General features: G+C 40.2%; 12 protein-coding genes. 5 read left to right on the top strand and 7 right to left on the bottom strand.

The features are described from left to right. Positions 1 to 404: 404 nt before the first annotated feature. Positions 405 to 1,286, bottom strand: a complete 882-nt coding sequence (locus V6R21_RS01725) for a LysR family transcriptional regulator (protein ID WP_334240298.1) — start codon at positions 1,284 to 1,286, stop codon at positions 405 to 407. Between the two features lie 154 nt (positions 1,287 to 1,440). On the opposite strand from V6R21_RS01725, the gene leuC reads away from it, so the two are divergent. From leuC to V6R21_RS01700, 5 genes are all read left to right on the top strand, one after another. After that, positions 1,441 to 2,835, top strand: a complete 1,395-nt coding sequence (leuC, locus tag V6R21_RS01720) for a 3-isopropylmalate dehydratase large subunit (protein WP_334240295.1) — start codon at positions 1,441 to 1,443, stop codon at positions 2,833 to 2,835. Between the two features lie 136 nt (positions 2,836 to 2,971). Beyond that, positions 2,972 to 3,568 (top strand): 3-isopropylmalate dehydratase small subunit, encoded by a 597-nt coding sequence (gene leuD / locus V6R21_RS01715; RefSeq protein WP_334240293.1) that lies wholly within the window; start codon positions 2,972 to 2,974, stop codon positions 3,566 to 3,568. A gap of 45 nt (positions 3,569 to 3,613) precedes the next feature. After that, complete coding sequence (locus tag V6R21_RS01710; protein ID WP_334240291.1) at positions 3,614 to 5,134, top strand: alpha-isopropylmalate synthase regulatory domain-containing protein; 1,521 nt, start codon at positions 3,614 to 3,616, stop codon at positions 5,132 to 5,134. A gap of 4 nt (positions 5,135 to 5,138) precedes the next feature. Further along, positions 5,139 to 6,194, top strand: a complete 1,056-nt coding sequence (gene leuB, locus V6R21_RS01705; protein ID WP_334240289.1) for a 3-isopropylmalate dehydrogenase — start codon at positions 5,139 to 5,141, stop codon at positions 6,192 to 6,194. Between the two features lie 1,051 nt (positions 6,195 to 7,245). Continuing rightward, the gene (locus V6R21_RS01700; RefSeq protein ID WP_334240287.1) at positions 7,246 to 7,398 is read left to right on the top strand and encodes a hypothetical protein; all 153 of its coding nucleotides are present in this window, start codon (positions 7,246 to 7,248) and stop codon (positions 7,396 to 7,398) included. A gap of 159 nt (positions 7,399 to 7,557) precedes the next feature. Here V6R21_RS01700 and V6R21_RS01695 read toward each other — a convergent pair whose 3' ends face one another. The 6 genes from V6R21_RS01695 to V6R21_RS01670 all read right to left on the bottom strand — a co-directional run bounded on the left by V6R21_RS01695 (position 7,558) and on the right by V6R21_RS01670 (position 19,142). Further along, on the bottom strand, positions 7,558 to 8,940 hold the full coding sequence (locus tag V6R21_RS01695) for an SLC13 family permease (RefSeq protein WP_334240286.1): 1,383 nt from the start codon (positions 8,938 to 8,940) through the stop codon (positions 7,558 to 7,560). Positions 8,941 to 9,239: 299 nt separating this feature from the next. Then, entirely contained in the window at positions 9,240 to 11,561 is a 2,322-nt protein-coding gene (locus V6R21_RS01690; protein WP_334240284.1) for a glycoside hydrolase family 20 protein, read from the bottom strand. 188 nt (positions 11,562 to 11,749) lie between these two features. Further along, positions 11,750 to 13,111 carry an alpha-L-fucosidase gene (locus tag V6R21_RS01685; protein ID WP_334240281.1) on the bottom strand — a complete coding sequence of 454 codons (1,362 nt, stop codon included), beginning with the start codon at positions 13,109 to 13,111 and terminating at the stop codon, positions 11,750 to 11,752. Then, the gene (locus V6R21_RS01680) at positions 13,111 to 14,556 is read right to left on the bottom strand and encodes an alpha-L-fucosidase (RefSeq protein ID WP_334240280.1); all 1,446 of its coding nucleotides are present in this window, start codon (positions 14,554 to 14,556) and stop codon (positions 13,111 to 13,113) included. The genes V6R21_RS01685 and V6R21_RS01680 overlap by 1 nt, the downstream gene beginning before the upstream one ends. Then, positions 14,553 to 17,198 carry a glycoside hydrolase family 3 N-terminal domain-containing protein gene (locus V6R21_RS01675; protein WP_334240278.1) on the bottom strand — a complete coding sequence of 882 codons (2,646 nt, stop codon included), beginning with the start codon at positions 17,196 to 17,198 and terminating at the stop codon, positions 14,553 to 14,555. Before V6R21_RS01675 ends, V6R21_RS01680 begins: the two co-directional genes overlap by 4 nt. Before the next feature lie 243 nt (positions 17,199 to 17,441). After that, positions 17,442 to 19,142, bottom strand: a complete 1,701-nt coding sequence (locus V6R21_RS01670; protein WP_334240276.1) for a RagB/SusD family nutrient uptake outer membrane protein — start codon at positions 19,140 to 19,142, stop codon at positions 17,442 to 17,444. Between the last annotated feature and the right edge of the window lie 20 nt (positions 19,143 to 19,162).

Below are 19,162 nucleotides of genomic sequence, written 5' to 3'. Positions count from 1 at the left end.
GTCTTAAAATACTGAATGCCTTTTATCAGAGCTTCCAGTCGTTTTCAGCTTGAAATTACAACTTTAGATTCCAAAAGCATTTTATCGGAACAATTTTTTATAATTAACCGAAAACTGAAATTTGAATAAAAAGACAAAGCTTTTTTGTGAAGTAATAATTGTGATTGATTAGCAACTATTGAACCAAAAATCAAATAGTTAACTGAATATTTGAGATGGATGGCGTTCAATATTCTATATGATAAAGAAAGTAAGTAGTGGGGTTTAAAGAAGGAAAATCAATAAGAATTTAAGTTAAAAATTGCTCTCGTTTCCTGTTCAGTAGAATGTTATATGTTGATGTGGCAACACCGAAATTGCATAGGGAAAAATAAATGGATAAAAGTAGAACCTATAATACGGGACTATAGGCTCTCTTTTAAGAAATGAATAGCTTCCTGAGTGATTTCATTTTTTTCTACTTCCGGAGTTGCCAATAAAACATCAGTAGACAATCCTGGTACGTTTATTTCGAAGAAGCCCAAGTCTGGATCATTTTTATGATTTCGTAGCACACCCGCAGGGACAATAGAAACCCCTAAGCCATTTTTTATCAGTTGCATAATAGAATGCATATTGTTGGCTTCATGAACCACATTAGGGACAAACCCAAAATATGCTCCAATCTTAAGCAACGCCTCATAGTTTTGAGGAGAGTAATCCTTATTAAAATATATAAAGGTGGCTTTCCCCAATTCCTTTAACTGATCGCGATGGTCGATAGAAAATATATTCTTATTAAAAACCACCGCATAATCATCTTTATACCAATGTTGCCAGTTGATTTTGGAGGAAAACAGAGGAGATCGGATAATGCCTAGATCCAGTTTGCCACTTTCCAAATCTGCCACTTGCTTTAGTGTCGGCGCCTCAAAAAGCTTGAAGTGAACAAAGGGAAACTTGGAACGTAAATGTGCCATCAGCTCTGGAATAACAGCAGAAAAAGTAGAACTGATATAGGAAATTCTGAACTCACCACTTACGTTGTTGGCTATTTTCTCGGTCTGCACTTTGATCCTTTCCAATTGTTCCAAATAGCGCTTGATTTCTGTATAAAAATACTCTCCAGCATGCGTGAGCGCTACTTTCTTATTGTTACGGTCAAATAAACGGGCGTTTAGGTGTGTTTCCAGCTCTTTAATTTGCCTGCTTAGCGGTGGTTGTGAGATGTGTAACTTCTCAGCAGCTTTTGTAAAGTTCAGAGTTTCAGCTACTGTAATGAAGTAATGCAGATGTCTTAATTCCATGATACCTAAAAAGTATTGATTTATGACAAAATAAGTCTTTTTAAGTTAAATATAAAAGACGCATATTTGGAAAATACAACGGTATTATTGTTTTATACCTACCCTAGGAGTTGAAATTATATTTTGTAATAAAATCATATAACGCTACAAAAAGATGGGAAAGACTTTATTTGACAAAGTGTGGGATACACATGTAGTTAGAAAAATAGAAGACGGACCGGATGTACTTTTTATTGACCGCCACATGGTACACGAAGTGACCAGTCCAGTAGCTTTTTTAGGGCTGAAAACACGTGGATTAAAGGTAATGTACCCGGAACGTACATTTGCAACAGCAGATCACAATACTCCAACGATAAATCAGCACTTGCCAGTTGAGGATCCGTTATCGGCTAGCCAGTTGAAGGCATTGGAAGAAAATGCTAAAGAACATGGCATCTCACACTGGGGACTCGGGCATGAGAAAAATGGTATCGTGCACGTAGTAGGTCCAGAGTATGGTATTACAGTACCAGGCGTAACGATGGTATGTGGTGATTCCCATACTTCTACACATGGTGCATTTGGGGCAATTGCTTTTGGTATTGGTACGTCAGAGGTTGAAATGGTACTGTCATCGCAGTGTATCATGCAGCCCAAGCCAAAGAAAATGAGAATCACGATCAATGGAAAATTGAGCAAAGGTGTTTCTCCAAAAGATGTGGCATTGTACATCATCAGTAAGCTGACAACTTCAGGAGCTACAGGCTACTTCGCTGAATATGCAGGTGAGGTTTTCGAGGAAATGTCTATGGAAGGACGTATGACGGTTTGTAACCTGAGTATTGAGATGGGGGCCCGTGGTGGTATGATCGCTCCGGATGAAAAAACATTTGAGTATATCAAGGGACGTGAGTTTACACCTGCTGGTGAGGCTTGGGACAAGGCCATGACATACTGGGAAACGCTGAAGACTGATGATGGTGCTGTGTTCGATAAAGAATATACTTTCGATGCGGCTGACATTGAACCGATGATTACTTATGGTACCAATCCAGGTATGGGTATGGGTATCAGCAAGCAAATCCCAACTGCCGAGCAGGTAGGCGGAGGTGTTTCAACCTATAAGAAATCATTAGGTTACATGCAGTTTGAAGAAGGAGAAGACATGATCGGTAAAAAGATCGACTATGTATTCTTGGGAAGCTGTACCAATGGTCGTATCGAAGATTTCAGAGCATTTGCTTCGATTGTAAAAGGAAAGAAAAAAGCAGACCATGTAACTGCTTGGCTAGTACCAGGGTCTCACAAAGTGGAGGCTGCCATTAAGGAAGAAGGCATTCTGGATGTACTGACAGAAGCAGGATTTAAACTGAGAGAACCAGGTTGTTCGGCTTGTTTGGCGATGAACGATGATAAGGTTCCTGCTGGTAAACTGGCTGTCAGTACGTCAAACAGAAACTTTGAAGGACGTCAGGGACCAGGTTCAAGAACATTGTTGGCAAGTCCAATGGTGGCAGCTGCTTCAGCAGTAACAGGCGTGGTAACAGACCCAAGAGAATTTCTATAAAAATGATTGATAAGTATTGAGAAATACTTGTTGACAAGGGATTCTTATTCAATAATTGTTTAACTGTGAAATCATTGTCTGACTGTCGATCAACCCATTGGCTTGAATATGACAATGAATAGACTGAAAATATAAAATGGCATACGATAAATTTGATATTCTAACGAGCAGTGCTGTGCCGCTGCCAATTGAAAACGTAGATACGGATCAGATCATTCCTGCCCGCTTCCTGAAAGCGACAGAACGAAAAGGGTTTGGTGATAACTTGTTCAGAGACTGGAGATACAATGCGGATGGTTCTCCTAAAGAAGAGTTTATCCTGAACAATCCATTGTATGGCGGAAAGATACTGGTAGGTGGAAAGAACTTTGGTTCGGGTTCATCCAGAGAGCATGCTGCATGGTCAGTATATGACTACGGTTTCAGATGTGTGGTTTCCAGTTTCTTTGCAGATATCTTCAAAAACAACTGCTTGAATGTGGGTGTGCTGCCGGTTCAGGTAAGTGAAACGTTTTTGGATAAAATCTTTACGGCAATGGAAGCCAATCCTAAAACAGAAATCAAGGTGGATTTGCCTACACAGACCATTACGATTTTGGCTACAGGTGACTCAGAATCATTTGAAATCAACACTTATAAGAAGGGAAACCTTTTGAATGGATTTGATGACATCGATTATTTACAAAATATGAAAGATGAAATAGCATCTTTCTCGGAAACATTGCCTTTATAACTTAAAACCCTAAGGCACTTTGCTACAGTGCCTTACTTCATAATTATGTCACGAAAAGTTGAAATATTAGATACCACGCTGCGTGATGGCGAACAAACCTCAGGCGTCTCGTTTACCGAGGTGGAAAAGCTGCGGATTGCACAGATGCTATTGGGTGAGCTAAAGGTTGACAGGGTGGAAGTAGCCTCAGCAAGGGTATCTGATGGGGAGTTCCGTGCAGCCAAAAAGATTTTGGACTGGGCCAATGAGCATGGATACGGACAAGCAGTAGAAATACTGGGGTTTGTGGATGGCGATATTTCACTGAAGTGGATCAAGGATGCCGGAGGACATGTAATTAACCTGCTCTGCAAAGGCTCGGAAAAGCATTGTGAAAAGCAGCTTAAAAAGAGTTTGGAAGAGCACTTGTCGGATATCCAAAAAACGGTAAATATTGCCGATGAAATGGGTATTACGGTAAATGTCTATTTGGAGGATTGGTCAAATGGGATGAAGGATTCTCCTGAATATGTATTGGAAATGGTACAGGCACTTGAAAAGATGAAAGTCAACCGTATCATGTTGCCCGATACTTTGGGAATGCTCAACCATAAGCAAACTACTGCCTACTGTAGTATCATGACACAAACTTTCCCTGATATAAAGTTTGATTTTCATGCCCATAACGACTACGACTTATCTGTAGCCAATGTGTTTTCTGCACTGGAATGTGGCTTTACAGGTGTTCATACCACTTTGAACGGGTTGGGAGAGCGTGCCGGAAATGTGCCATTGTCTAGTGTGATTGGTATCGTGCAGGATCATCTTGGTTATGAGATGAATGTCGATGAGACAAAGCTTTACAAGACCTGTAAACTGGTGGAGTCTTTCTCAGGTATTCGAATTCCTGCAAATAAACCGCTTATTGGGGAATTTGTTTTTACCCAAACCAGTGGCATTCATGCAGATGGAGATAATAAGGATAACCTTTACCAGAACAGTATCAATCCTGGACGATTCGGAAGGACTTACTCATATGCACTCGGTAAAATGAGTGGTAAAGCGAGTATCAAGAAGAACCTGGATGAACTGGGTATAGAGTTGAGTCCGGAAGAACTCAAAAAGGTGACTGCCAAAATCATTGAGTTGGGAGACAGGAAGGAAAGCATTTCCAAAGAAGACCTTCCTTTTATTATGAAGGATGTACTAGGTACTCAGATTGAAAACCCTACAATCCAAATCAAGAACTATTCCCTGTCTGTAGCTCAAGGCTTGAAGTCTATGGCGACGCTTTGCATCGAAGTAGATGGCAAGAGTTATGAGAAAACGGCAGCTGGTGACGGACAGTACGATGCCTTTATGAATTCTCTCAACCTGATTTATGAAGAACTCGGAAAAAAACTCCCGAGGTTGGTTGATTATGAGGTTCAGATTCCTCCAGGTGGAGAAACTGATGCCTTGGTAATCACGACCATTACGTGGAACAACGGTCGTAACTTCAAAACGAGAGGTCTGGACCCAGACCAGACAGTTGCAGCCATTAAGGCAACGATTAAAATGTTAAATATCATTGAAAACAATATATAAGAAAATGAAATATAAGATCGCTACTTTGCCGGGTGACGGTATCGGACCAGAGATTGTGGATCAGGCTGTTAAAGTACTGAAAGCAGTAGGAAAGAAATTTGGACATGAGTTTGACTTTACCTTTGCAGTAACAGGAGCTGCAGCCATTGAAGAAGTGGGAGAGCCTTACCCTGAAGCGACACATAAAATCTGTTTGGAGTCAGATGCAGTCCTGTTTGGCGCAATTGGTGACCCTAAATACGATAATGACCCGTCGGCAAAAGTAAGACCAGAGCAAGGTTTGCTGAAAATGCGTAAGCAACTGGGACTTTATGCAAACATTCGTCCTGTTACAACTTTCCCTTCTTTGCTTCACAAGAGCCCTTTGAGAAAAGATATTGTTGAAGGTGCGGATTTTGTAGTAGTACGAGAGCTGACAGGCGGTATTTACTTCGGAGGAAAAGGCAGGTCAGAAGATTTGAAATCAGCATTTGATAACTGTGAATACTCAACAGAAGAGATCGAAAGAATCCTGAAGTTGGCTTACGATTATGCTGGAAAACGTAACAAGCGTCTGACAGTGGTAGACAAGGCTAATGTTTTGGCAACATCACGTCTGTGGAGAGAGGTTGCGCAAAGAATGGAAAAAGATTACAGCGATATCGAAACAGACTATATGTTTGTAGATAATGCTGCAATGCAGCTGATCCAGTGGCCAAAGAAATTTGATGTGATGGTGACAGAAAACATGTTTGGTGACATTCTTTCTGATGAGGCATCCGTTATTACAGGATCTCTAGGTCTACTTCCTTCAGCTTCAGTTGGTAAAGAAACTTCTGTGTTCGAACCAATCCACGGATCTTATCCTCAAGCTGCAGGAAAAGATATTGCCAACCCAGTTGCAACAGTACTTTCTGCAGCAATGCTATTGGAATCTTTAGATTTGTTGGAAGAAGCTAAGTCAGTTCGTGATGTAGTAAACAGATCACTTGATCAAGGTATCGTAACCGAAGATATCTCAGGAGATCATAAAGCATATAAGACTTCGGAAGTTGGAGATTGGTTAGCAGCCAACTTATAATCTATTTCTTATATATATAAGTATCATGAAACGGAAGGTAACCACAAGGATAGGTTGCCTTCCGTTTTTATTTATGCCAATTCAATTAGAGATGTAAAATGAATTGTCTCATTAAACTCATTCCTAGTAAAGTCAGCTTATGCATAAATAATGTGACAAAGCCAATTTAATAGTAAACTTATTTTTTGAAAATTGAATTTAACAATACAGAAAACGAAATATCATGTAAAATAAAACAATAAATCATGAAGCTTGGTATCACTGATATTTATAATTGAGTAGTTTAACGATATAAGAAAGTATCCTTTCAATTGTGTTAAACACTTATTGTAAAATCAAATATATTTTTTAGAAAATTAGAAGCTCTTTATATAGTATTCTCTTTTTTCCTTCTTTGTTAAATATGATTTAAATGTTAAAAACGGAGATGTTATTAAGTATTAATTTGGATTTTTAATTATAACTGAAATAGTCCCAAAGAATAAAAGCTACCATCTAGAAATCTATTCTAAGTGATAGCTTTTATTTAACATAACAAATGAAACTGGATTTTTAAGTAGTATTATATCATCTAAATGATATATATAAACCATTGCTATTCTGATTATTACTTTAAAAGTATAGGTTATTGATAATAGATAACTATAGACATTTAAAACTACCTTTCAACACAAACTTATGATGTTTTGTATTACGGACTGAAAACTAAGGTTTGTCTCTTTACTATAGTAATACCCCAAGAAGCTTCTATTTATGAGTAGAAAAAAAGTAAAGAGTAAGTTATTCTTTCATTCTTATCATTTTGATTTCAACAACAACAATCACCTATACTTATTTATATACATCTTTCAATAGCTGCTGGCAACATATATTTAACTATATATCAGCATATTAATATCAAATTAATAGGTAAGTTACGACTGATAAATTCAATTAATACTAAAAAAAACAATAGAATACTTGCCTCATTACAATAAATGATAGACATTTAAAAACAACCTACACAATAGGTGAAATCGTATTATTTTTTCATAATAAACTTTCTACTAAAATGACAAATAAAGCCCAAAACGAAGAGGTTGAAAAAAATGAGCAAGAGCTAGCAGAGGAGCAAACTTCAAGTTCAAGCGTACTTGACGGTCTGAGCGAAGAAGAGATCAAAGAAATTGCCTCTAACAACGATGATGGAGGAGAAGGAAAGTAATAAAATTGCTTTCTTACTGTATAACGGCATAGGGTTAATTAATCCTATGCCGTTATTTTTTGGAAGTGTAACTATCTATTGAACAAACTTTTAGAGTTCCCTTACAAGACCTGCTATTGAATTAGTTTTATAATCAATCACTTCTCTATCTTATTGCTGTTACTCAATACTTAACAACATCGGACCGACATAAGTAGAAAAGAGTAAGATCAAAACAATTGATACAATATTCAACCAAAAACCAGTATGAATCATTTGCTGTATCTTGATCTTTCCAGAGCTAAAAACCACTGCATTTGGTGGAGTGGCAACTGGGAGCATAAAGGCACATGAAGAGGCTAACACAGCACCCGACATTAAAATTACAGGGGGCATGTTTAATGAAGCACTTAATGTGATCAAAAGCGGTAACAACATACTAGCTGTTGCTGTATTGGAAGTCATTTCCGTTAGGAAATTGGTAGAGGCTACTACCGTTAATGTTATTAATATAACTGGCAAGAAATCTAACTCCCTAAACCAACCTGCTAACCAAGTTGCTAAATCTGTTGTTGAAAACCCTTTCGCTATTGCCAGTCCTCCGCCAAACATCAAAAGGATACCCCAAGGTAAAGTTTTAGCTGTTTTCCAGTCCATCAGCGTTTCTCTTGATTTACCTGACGGTATAATAAAAAGTATAAGTCCACCGAACATGGCTATTACGGTATCATCAATTCCTGGAATAAGCTTGCTAAGCAGAAAAGAGCGGATGATCCAAAGCAATGCCACCAAACCAAATATCAGGGAGACTCTTTTTTGAGCAATATCCATTTGTCTTGGTTTCTCAGGAATCACTAAGCTGATGTCCTGATTTGAAATAAATGAGCGAGTAAGATACCACCAGCAGGCTATTATAAGGATAAATGAAAATGGAAATGCAAAAAGCATCCAGTTTACAAAAGGTATTTCAACTCCAACTGAATTTTTCATAACGGCAGCAAATATGATGTTTGGAGGAGTTCCAATCAAAGTAGCCATGCCTCCAATTGACGCTGCATATGCAATTCCTAAAAGCAAATGGGTACTAAACTTGTCATGCCCCTCTCCTGATAAGGATAAAGCAATGGGCAGCATCATAATGGCGGTAGCGGTATTCGATATCCACATAGACAAAAACCCTGTGGCGATCATAAATCCCAATACTACTTTTTTGGGACCAGTACCGATAAAATGGATGATTGAAAAGGCGATCCGTTTATGCAGTCCACACTTCTCTACGGCAAGACCTATTATAAATCCGCCCATAAACAAGAATATATAGCTTTGACCATAGGAAGTGGTCACCTCTCCAATCTTCATAGCGCCAGACAAAGGCAACAACAAAATGGGAAGTAAAGAAGTCACCTCTAGCTCAACAGCTTCCGTCATCCACCAAATTCCTACCCAAATGGTTGAAGCCAATACAGCCTGACCTTCAGAAGACAAACCCGGTAACTCCAATAAGCTAACTGTTATAAATGCAAAAGGGCCTGCTATAAAAGCAACTGCTTTTTTTATATTCATAATACTAGAAGTCTGTAGCAAGAGGTTTTAAAATTCCTTAGCGCTTATTTCATAATTTTTAGATCTATCTAATATAATTATTCCATTTCTTTTAGAATAAAAAAGCTGCCAATACCTCTATTTATGTGATCATTACATCTGTATTAGAAGAGTTATTGTGATCGATAAACCTGACCAAAAACAGCAAGATTCATCACTTTCTATTCAAGAAAATTATTTGCAGTAAAAAATAAAACCCCTTTAGAATTGAGCATATTCCAAAGGGGTCACTGCTATTAAAACTTAGCGTTTATACTATATTATTCAACTATAATCTCATCCACAAACAGGTAAGCATTTTTTCCTTTTCCAGTATGCCATGTTGGAAGTTTACCCTGCCTTTCAACTACTACTTTTAAGTATTGGGTATTAACTGCTTCAAAATTGACTTCAAGGTCTACAATCGTATCCTTGGAACCTTGCTTGGTTTCTGGATATGTTTTAGCAGCAAGTAGCGTAAAGCCCTGACCATCATACGAACTATAAACTTTGAGTGAACGTGCTCCCATGATCCAACTTCCTGCCTGAACCAAGGTTCCTACCTTTACCCTAGAAACAGGCTCTTTCTTTTCTAAATCAATTAACGCCTCAAGGTTGCCTTGATTGATGCCGACCCAAGCTCCATTGCCAAAAATCATAGTGCCTCTTAATCCATCGTTCAATGCAGAAACAAATTTTTGGTACCTCGAAGAAGGTTGTGACAGCAAGGTCAATGGTTTAAAACTTGACTTACTTAGTGGAATGGCCTCCGTCTTGGTAACACCCTTTTTATTATTGAAAAAGCTAACAGCTTTGAACACCGAATTGTCATCAATTTCCAAGACCTTACCTGTGTATTGATTACTCTTCTCATCAGGCTCAGAACCATCTATTGTATAGTACAATTCCCCATTACTGAATGAAGAAAGTTTCACTTCAACTTTTCCTGTTTCTGCATTTGCTACCGTTTCTATATCCACATCAAAAATATGTTTGGCATAGTTCAATCTCATCTCCCCATAATAATTTATAAGGTGCAGCAATCGAGGCTTGAATGAATCAATATCCCTTACTTTTTTATCAGACCACAGCACTTCAGATAAGGCTGCCATCCTAGGAAGCACCATATACTCGACATGCTCTGGAGTTGCAATATATTCTGTCCATAAGTTTGCCTGTGCCCCAATGATGTATCCTTGCTCACTTTCTTCAAGGGCTTCCGGAACAGGTTCAAAGCTATAGACTTTCTCTACATTCAAATACCCTCCTATCGCCAACGGTTCTGTTTCCTTATTCAAGGATTGATAGGCATCAAAGTACATATGGCTATTGGGTGCCATTATCACATTATGCTTGCTCTTTGCCGCATCGATGCCACCTTCCATTCCTCTCCAAGACATCACGGTCGCATTTGGTGCCAAACCTCCTTCCAGAATTTCATCCCAACCTATGATTTGTCTCCCTTTGCTGTTCAGGTACTTTTCCATTCTTGTGATAAAATAACTCTGCAGCTCATGCTCATTTTTGAGCCCTTCTGCCTTGATTCGTGCCTGACACTTCGCACATTTTTCCCAAGAAGCCTTTGGACATTCATCACCTCCAACATGGATGTATTCACTCGGGAATAGAGCCATTACTTCATCCAATACATTTTCAATGAAATGGAATGTACTGTCATTGCCTGCACAGAATACATCATCAAAAACACCAAAGGTCGTTGCCGCTTCATACGGACCACCTGTACAACCAAGTTCAGGATAGGCAGACAGCGCAGCCAAAGCATGTCCTGGCATTTCAATTTCAGGTATAATGGTGATATACCTGTCCGAAGCATATTTAATCACCTCCTTTATCTCGTCTTGCGTATAGTATCCTCCATAAGGCTGACCATCATACTCTTTACTCCTATCCGCATGACCTACCAAGGTTTCCTTTCGTTTACTCCCGATAGAGGTAAGCTTAGGATATTGCTTTATTTCGATACGCCACCCCTGATCATCCGTCAGGTGCCAATGAAATGTATTTAACTTATGCATCGCAATCAGGTCAATATATTGCTTCACAAAAGATGTATCAAAAAAATGCCTGCTGACATCAAGATGCATACCTCGATAGGAAAAACGAGGGGCATCTTTAATATGCATTGCTGCAATACGCACGACCTTATCCGAATGGGCTGGAATCAATTGCCTCAATGTCTGAATACCATAGAAAGCTCCTTTGGCTGATGCTCCAGTAATCAGGATTTGCTTGTCGTTTACTTCCAGCTCATAAGCTTCAGCTTCACCCTTGTTTTCTGAAACCAGCACAATACCCTCCGCTTGTTTATCTCCAATTCTCACTTCGGGCTCAAACCCAAGAGAGGCCTTAATAAATCCCTGTAGTAATCTTGCCGTTTTCTCAAGTGCTACATCATTCTCGGGATAAAGAATCGGTGTCGCTGAATTTAGATTAAAATACCCCTGACCATACTCAATGAATGCTGGTTGTGGAATTACTTCTGCTTTGGATACAACAACTTGACCTGACTGTACCTGACAAGCACAAGCCAACAGTGTTGTAAGTAAGATGTATATAGGCAAGTAAAAACGATTATAATTCATAGCTTTCAATTATCAATTTATAATAAGCGTATAACCACAAAACCCCCATCGGCAAAGCCTATGGCGGTTTATTTTATTTGGTGATCTTTATTCACTCCTTCTGCTACTCACTCAAAAAGAAGTGTACTGTTTATCAGGGTATCCTGACAATTTTCTCATAGACACATCTGGTCTTTATATCTTTTGTATTAGTCATTCATCTCTACCGAATGGCCAATACCACGGTACAATTCAAAAGGCTCTTCCAATTCAACTGACACTACAGTGACGAATGAATCCTCTTCTGCATTGTCAAAGAAAATCTGGATGATACCAGGAATATCATTCCAAGGAGCTGAGTCAACTACCTGATAGCGAAGCGACTTACCACTTCCCACTAGTTTGATGCTCTTGACTTTTCCTTTCACGCCTCTAAGCGTTGTGAAGTCCTTTAACCCTCCCATCAAAAAAAGGTTAATCGTTTTGCCATCGCCAGATACTGTCGTCTCCCCATCAAAATGACCGTATGGGATACCCTGAACCGTATTTTTGATTGCCGATTCGTGTTTTCCATACCACTCCCCTACATCTTCAAGTATCTTCAACTGTTCTTCAGGAATTGATCCATCTGCTTTTGGTCCAATGTCCAACAACATGTTACCACCTTTGGCTACTGAGCGAACAAATGTCTCGATCAGATACTTGGATGACTTATAGTTATGGTCATCCTTGCGGTATCCCCATGATTCATTCATCGTAATGCATAGTTCCCAAGGCCTGTCAGGTGCAATTACTGGAGGATCCTGCTCCGGTGTATTATAATCCCCATACCAGTTCAAACGGGAATTGACGATCACATCGGGGTTCCATGATAGAAGCGAATCCTTTACGACCCTTGAGGGCCATTCATCTGCCTTATGTTCCCAATCACCATCGAACCACATCAAGTCAGGTTGGTAACGGTCAAAAAGCTCCTTAAGCTGAGCGAAATTGAATTTGGTAAATCGTTGCCACTGCGTCAGGTATTTCTCATGACGCTGTTGTGGGTAGAGCTTACGCAATTCCTTCTCTGGCCTATCAAAAGTGATGGGGGTATAATCCGGATGTGACCAGTCACAAAGCGAATAATAAACACCTACTTTCATACCTTCTGCCCTTACAGCTTCCACGTACGGTGTATAGACATCCTGACCAACCGCAGCAAACTGCTTCGCATTGACACTAGAATATTTTGTATCCCAAAGAGCAAAACCATCGTGATGCTTAGAGGTCATTACAACATAATCTGCCCCTACTTCCTTAAAAAGTTTAGCCCAAGCTTTCGGATCATATTCAGAAGCAGTAAACTCCTTGGCCTGCCCTTTCATATAATCCTCCCAAGAGATACGTTTATGATACATTGACCAAGACTCACTGACATCTCCCACGGAATAAAGTCCCCAATGGATAAAGATGCCCAGTTTTGCATCCTTGAACCACTGCATCCGTTCATTATATGGTTTTGGGTCACCAGCGGCTATCGCCTGTACGACAGCCCCCAGTAACATGAATACAACTAATAATTTCTTCATTATAGGTTCCTTTTTTCCGCCTCTTTCTGTGCCTGTGACTTACCATAATTTTTGCCTGCCATTTTCTCTACTGAAGAGATTTCAAGTGCAATAGCAAAATTACCCACTCCTGATTTTTGCGGTAAACTCACCAATGTTGAATTTCCTTGACGTGAATACTTAATACGCTTACCAGTTGCAACATCTTTGATCACTGCATTTTTTGCTGCAAGGCAACCCGGTAAAGTAATCTGCGATATATTTTCTCCTTCTTCCTGAAGTACAATAGCATATACCGTATTACCATCCTTAGACCTGGTATAACGTACATTGGCTTCTGCAAATGGTGCAATTGCTCTGGTAGCATAGATGGCTTTTCCGTTTGCTTCCAACCATTTTCCCATTTCACGTACATACTGCACTCCTTCCGGATTGAACCATCCTTCAGGTGAAGCACCCAAATTCAGCAGGAAGTTTCCCCCTTTGGCTACGACATCAATGAGTTTATGCGTAATCTCTCTACCATCTTTCCAGATTGTCTCTTCAGCTCGGTATGAAAATGAAGTTCCCACAGTCATATTGGTTTCCCAATAGATTTTGTCCTCAGATTCAGAAGGTACATGCTGCTCAGGGGTACGGTAGTTTTCCCATTTACCTCCAATCCATCTGTCTACGATCATGATACCCGGCTGATGCTTACGGCTGATCTCTCCTACTTCATCCATGCGCATATCCTGACCACGGTTGCTTTTTGTTGCCCATGCTCCATCAAGCCAAAGGATGTCAATATCACCGTATCCAGTCATCAATTCAGTGACTTGTCCAAGCCAGAAGTCTGTAAACTTCTTCCACCATTCAGGATGGCGTTCAATCTTGTAGTTTACATTTCTGCCCGGCGTATCAAATGAAGGTGTCCAATAATTTGGATGATGCCAATCCGGTTTGGAAATGTAAGCCCCAATCATCATCCCTTTTGCACGCATGGCATCAAACAAAACCTTGGTGATGTCTGCATTCTTATTGGAAGCGTAAGGGTACTCTGGATTAGTGATCCTATAGTCAGTCTGCTTGGTATCCCACATGGTAAACCCATCGTGGTGTTTTGTTGTAAAAACAAAATACTTCGCTCCCATATCCTCCGCCAGCTGTGCCCACTTTTCAGGGTCAAATTCTGTAGGGTTAAATTTCTTGGGCAAGTCATTGAAATAATGTTCCCTGAATGACTTGATATCCTTATGTGGCGTCAGCCAATCAACATCTTCAGAAACCACTGGCCAAGACTCACAAAGTGACTCAGTTGCGTATGGGCCCCAGTGTACGAAAAAGCCTAGCTTCAGGTCAGACCATTCTTCCAGTTTCTTCTGTACCAGAGGATCCTGATCCAATACAAACTCCTTATCTTTCCATTGTGCATAGGAAGTCAACGATATCGCTGCTGCCACAGCGGTAAGTATCCACTTTTTCATATACTGTAATCTTTATTTAGTTTAAAGTTTTCTTTTATCAGGTCAGTAGAATTTGTGCCAACCATTGCTGTAAACTCACCGCTTTCCACAACCCATTTCTTGTCCAGATTCCAGAGCTTGAGATCTTCTTTCGTCAAGACAAATTCAATGGTCTTGGTCTCCCCTGCTTTGATCAGCACCTTTTCAAATTTCTTCAAGGCTATCCTAGCAACAGTTACTGAAGAAAAAAGATCACTTGTGTAAAGCTGAACAACTTCTTTACCATCCACTTCTGAAGTGTTGGTCACTTCCACAGCTACTTTCACTTCAAAATCGTCCTGATCTTCCTCTACAGCTATCTTGAGGTTATTGTAGGCAAATGTTGAGTATGACAGGCCATAACCGAAAGGGTAAAGTGGTTTGTCATCCACATCTACATAGCGGTGGATAGTGGTAGGTTTTTGGTTATAGTAAATAGGCAATTGCCCTACACTTTTTGCTACAGATATAGGCAATTTGCCTGAAGGGTTCTGGTTGCCAAACAAAACATCGGCAATCGCTTTTCCGCCTTTCTCTCCTGCAAACCATGCCTCTAGCAAGGCATCAGCATTGGCAGAAACCCAATTGGTGGACAGTGGACGTCCATTTTGCAGTACGACCACATAAGGCTTGCCCAAACTTGCTACTTGCTTTATCAATTCCAACTGGTTACCTGAAAGGTCAAGAGACGAGACATCCCTGTTTTCACTTACCGTGCGCTCATTTTCCCCTACAACAATAATGGACAGGTCTGCTGACTTTGCTAAACGAACAGCATTCAGAATATCGTTTTCTGTCTCAGACCAACGAAGTGATGCTGATGCATGCCATCCGTAATCAAAAAATTCATAACGGATTTTATACTTCTGCCCTTTTTTAAAGGTGAAAGGTGTTTTGGCAATATAAGTGCTTCCTTTCCATGCGTTTAGTACAAGTTCACCATCAATAAACAAGCGAGAGCCATCATCGGAGGAAGTACCGACCCAGCCTTCCATATCGTGGTCAACTTCTATATAACCTTCCCATGATGCCGAGAAATAGTCGTCCTCTACACCTGGGTATGGATTCCAAGGCCACTCAAAATCAACCTCATTATGTATGGCTGTAAATGCTGGCTCACCTTCCAAATCGGTGTTATTATAAAATTTTGCTTTGAAACCTTTTTGGCCATTGTCATGGAAAATATACTTAGCCGGAACTACGCCACCCCTCTCTACTATATTAGCGCCTTGCGTAAAAGTAAAGTCAATTTCAGGAGCTGCTTTTTTCAATCCATCTAATATTGAAATGCCTTTACCAGCAGATTCTTTAGGAGAATACCCTCCCATTTCCAGCGTTTCCACCAGTGCTCCCAATACGGCAATTTCCTTGTATTTCTTTTTATCCAGAGGCAGAATACCATTGTTCTCCAATAGTACAATAGATTCTACTCCTGCTTCATAAGCAATATCCTGATGCCCTTTATTATGGAAGTAATCGTCAAGATTTTTCTGTTCAATATATGGATCTTCAAACAGTCCCAACTTGAATTTGGTATTCAGGATACCTGTTACAGCCCTGTCTATATATTTTACATCCAGTTTCCCTTCCTCTACAAGTTCAATAAGCGTTGCTTGATAGACTGAATCTGTGAAGTCATAAAACTGCATGTCCATCCCTGCAATGGTTGCTTTTCGGATAGCCTCTTTTGGTGATTCTGCAAAGTGATGTACGTTCCACAGAAAACGCATTGCCCCAAGGTCAGAAACCGTAAAACCATCGAATCCCCATTCATTGCGAAGCACATCTGTCAGTAGCCATTCGTTCCCTGTACATGGCACACCATCGAGCTCGGAGTAAGAAGACATGACATTGACAGCACCGGCTTCTTTGATAGCCCTCTCAAAAACAGGCAAAAAATCAGTGCGGGAAGTACGCTCACCTAACAACACAGGTGAAGCATTTGAACCTGTCAATGGAGCGGAATGAACAGCAAAGTGCTTGGGACCGCCAAGCATAGAAAATTTACTTGTTGGGTCTAGCCCTCCCATTCCTTTCAACATGGAAACAGCCATCTCGGCATTCAAATGGGTGTCTTCTCCATAAGTTTCAGCCACACGTCCCCATCGAGGTTCCCTACCAATACCAAGTGTGGGTCCCAATGATACATGGGCACCATGAATACGAGCTTCAGTACCAATTACTTTTCCTACCTTTTCCATTAGCTCAGGATTCCACATAGCCCCTAACCCAATAGGCATTGGAAACACTGTAGATCCTTTATAACTAAATCCATGTAGCATTTCCTCCATTACCAATGCTGGAATTCCATGTCGGGAACTTTCAATGGTTGCTTTCTGAATTCGGTTATAATCCTCTGCGTTATCTGTAAATAAATCATGGATCGAACCTATACCTAACTCACCAAGATACATCTTCATCTTATCTTCGTCAGGTTTTGCATCCACCATCAAGTACTCTCCACGCGTCATATTCATCTGACGGACTTTTTCTTCCAAAGTCATCTCCGAAATTAGCAGTTGAGCTCTCTCAATACTTGGTAAAGATTCATCTTCCCATGATTTGCTGCATGAATACAGCACTGGAAGGATACAAAAAAGTAATAGTAAATTTTTCGTCTTCATCTCGTTCAAATTCCTCATGCTAGCTGACAGGGGCACCCACTTGGCACTTTCTTCCCATTTCAAAAATTGTTTACTGCTTTATACTTAATCTCAGGTGTGATTAAGTATTTATAAGAGGTACAGTAAACAGCAATAAAAAATATTTAAGGACACTTTAGAGTACTCCAACTAGAGGAGCGATATGCTGACCCCCTAGTTGGCACTCCAAAATGAAACTCGATCCTCTTTAATTCATATAAGATATTACCAACCTTGCTTCTGTCCAAGGTTAGGGTTGATTTGTACTTCATTTACTGGATAAGGCCAGTTGTCATTTCTTGGAGAAACATAGTTTCTTTCAAGGTATGTATTCATCCTGTTGGATAAGTTGAATCCTTTGACTCCTGCACCCTCATCAATAACTACTGTCTCAAAACCTGCTGGATGAACACCTCCATTTCGGTTGGTAGTCATTTCCAGATAGTTTTGGTCATTAAATTTCCAGCGTTTGTAATCAAAGTAAAGCTGTCCTTCATCGATTAGCTCCACACAACGCTCTCTACGGATGATCTCTCTTGCCTGATCTTGCGTAAGTCCCAGTGGCGCATCTACCATACCTACACGAGCACGTACAAGGTTTACATAGTTGATAGCCTCATCTGTATTGCCTATTTCATTTTGAGCTTCCGCATATGAAAGGTAAATCTCAGCCAGACGGATTACATGCTTTTGGCTATTGTAGTAATAGGTTGCGGCAGCGCCATCATCAAAACCCTTGATAAATCTAAGTGATGACACCGTTTCATTGGTACTGGCACCTGACTCCCATGAGCTTGCCTTAAACCCTGAAAATGGCATCAGCAGCTGTTTCCAGCGAGGGTCCCTATCGTCCTCTATCAAACTGAAGTGATCAGGGTCTACTATACTTGGAATCACTCTTTGCTCTTTGCCAACTGCCTCAATGATCAGCTCATCTTCTGGCAAAATAGGTGTCAGCGATTCACCTGTTGTTTCGTCTACAAACTCTACAAACTTGCCATCCTTGCTCAATACCATATCCAAGAACCTGGCAGTAGGTCTCTGCAAACCCCACATGCTTGCCTGTTCAAAAGTACCATGCGAGTAATCCCAAGTATTACTGGTAAAGTTATGTGCGACAATAGCTTCCTTGGTATTGTTTCCCATTGGGGTAAACAAGTTGAAATAAGCCTTGTCTGGTCCACCTTCTGTATAAAGGGCATACTCTCCAGAGTCGATGATCATTTTTGCATAGCTTGACGCATTTTCCCAATCTTCCTGATCCATATACACTCTTACCAGATAGGCATAAGCACCATACTTGGTCAATCGGTTATCACCCCCTTCAAAATCACCAAGTTCTTCAGCAGCCTTTTTAAGCTCTGAGATTACAGTACTGATAATTTCATCATAAGAAGTTTCGCTAATACTATTGGCCTCATCCCTATCCAAAGTAGTAGTAGGCATAGGTGCATTGCCCCAAATTTTAGCTAACCTATAATACTGACTTGCACGTATCAGGCGTACTTCTCCGTTCATCGTTTTCAAGTCATCAGCACTTACGTCGCCAGCTTCAATCGCAGCCTCTCCCTGCTCAAAAAAGTTGTTGCATTTACGAATGCCCTGATAGGTTTCATCCCAAATATTGTTCAGGAAATCGTTATCTGGCTGATGCGTACCAGCCGCAATCTGGTCACCTCCATAAATACCTCCCTGACATAAATCAGTCATTAAATCCTGGAAGATGTCCTGAGAATTGACCCAGAACATTTTGTAGCGACCATCAAGGCCTTGATAACATCCAACCAAAGCCATTTCAAAATCACTTTGGGTCTTCCAAAATGACTCATCGGAAAGTTCATCTTTGGGGTCTAAATCCAGTTCTGAGCAGCCAATAATTGTAACTGCCAACACGAGACTCAATATGCTATAAAATACTTTTTTCATGATCTAATTAATTTTGAAGA

Source organism: Limibacter armeniacum, from assembly GCF_036880985.1.
Classification (GTDB): Bacteria; Bacteroidota; Bacteroidia; order Cytophagales; family Flammeovirgaceae; genus Limibacter; species Limibacter armeniacum.
Note: the sequence above shows the minus strand (reverse complement) of the source record. Positions and strands in the feature narration are given on the sequence as shown.

What these genes read in the sequence shown, in the direction of transcription:
- V6R21_RS01725 (WP_334240298.1), bottom strand. Translation starts at nt 1,286, where the DNA reads ATGGAATTAAGACATCTGCATTACTTCATTACAGTAGCTGAAACTCTG.
- leuC (WP_334240295.1), top strand. Translation starts at nt 1,441, where the DNA reads ATGGGAAAGACTTTATTTGACAAAGTGTGGGATACACATGTAGTTAGA.
- leuD (WP_334240293.1), top strand. Translation starts at nt 2,972, where the DNA reads ATGGCATACGATAAATTTGATATTCTAACGAGCAGTGCTGTGCCGCTG.
- V6R21_RS01710 (WP_334240291.1), top strand. Translation starts at nt 3,614, where the DNA reads ATGTCACGAAAAGTTGAAATATTAGATACCACGCTGCGTGATGGCGAA.
- leuB (WP_334240289.1), top strand. Translation starts at nt 5,139, where the DNA reads ATGAAATATAAGATCGCTACTTTGCCGGGTGACGGTATCGGACCAGAG.
- V6R21_RS01700 (WP_334240287.1), top strand. Translation starts at nt 7,246, where the DNA reads ATGACAAATAAAGCCCAAAACGAAGAGGTTGAAAAAAATGAGCAAGAG.
- V6R21_RS01695 (WP_334240286.1), bottom strand. Translation starts at nt 8,940, where the DNA reads ATGAATATAAAAAAAGCAGTTGCTTTTATAGCAGGCCCTTTTGCATTT.
- V6R21_RS01690 (WP_334240284.1), bottom strand. Translation starts at nt 11,561, where the DNA reads ATGAATTATAATCGTTTTTACTTGCCTATATACATCTTACTTACAACA.
- V6R21_RS01685 (WP_334240281.1), bottom strand. Translation starts at nt 13,111, where the DNA reads ATGAAGAAATTATTAGTTGTATTCATGTTACTGGGGGCTGTCGTACAG.
- V6R21_RS01680 (WP_334240280.1), bottom strand. Translation starts at nt 14,556, where the DNA reads ATGAAAAAGTGGATACTTACCGCTGTGGCAGCAGCGATATCGTTGACT.
- V6R21_RS01675 (WP_334240278.1), bottom strand. Translation starts at nt 17,198, where the DNA reads ATGAAGACGAAAAATTTACTATTACTTTTTTGTATCCTTCCAGTGCTG.
- V6R21_RS01670 (WP_334240276.1), bottom strand. Translation starts at nt 19,142, where the DNA reads ATGAAAAAAGTATTTTATAGCATATTGAGTCTCGTGTTGGCAGTTACA.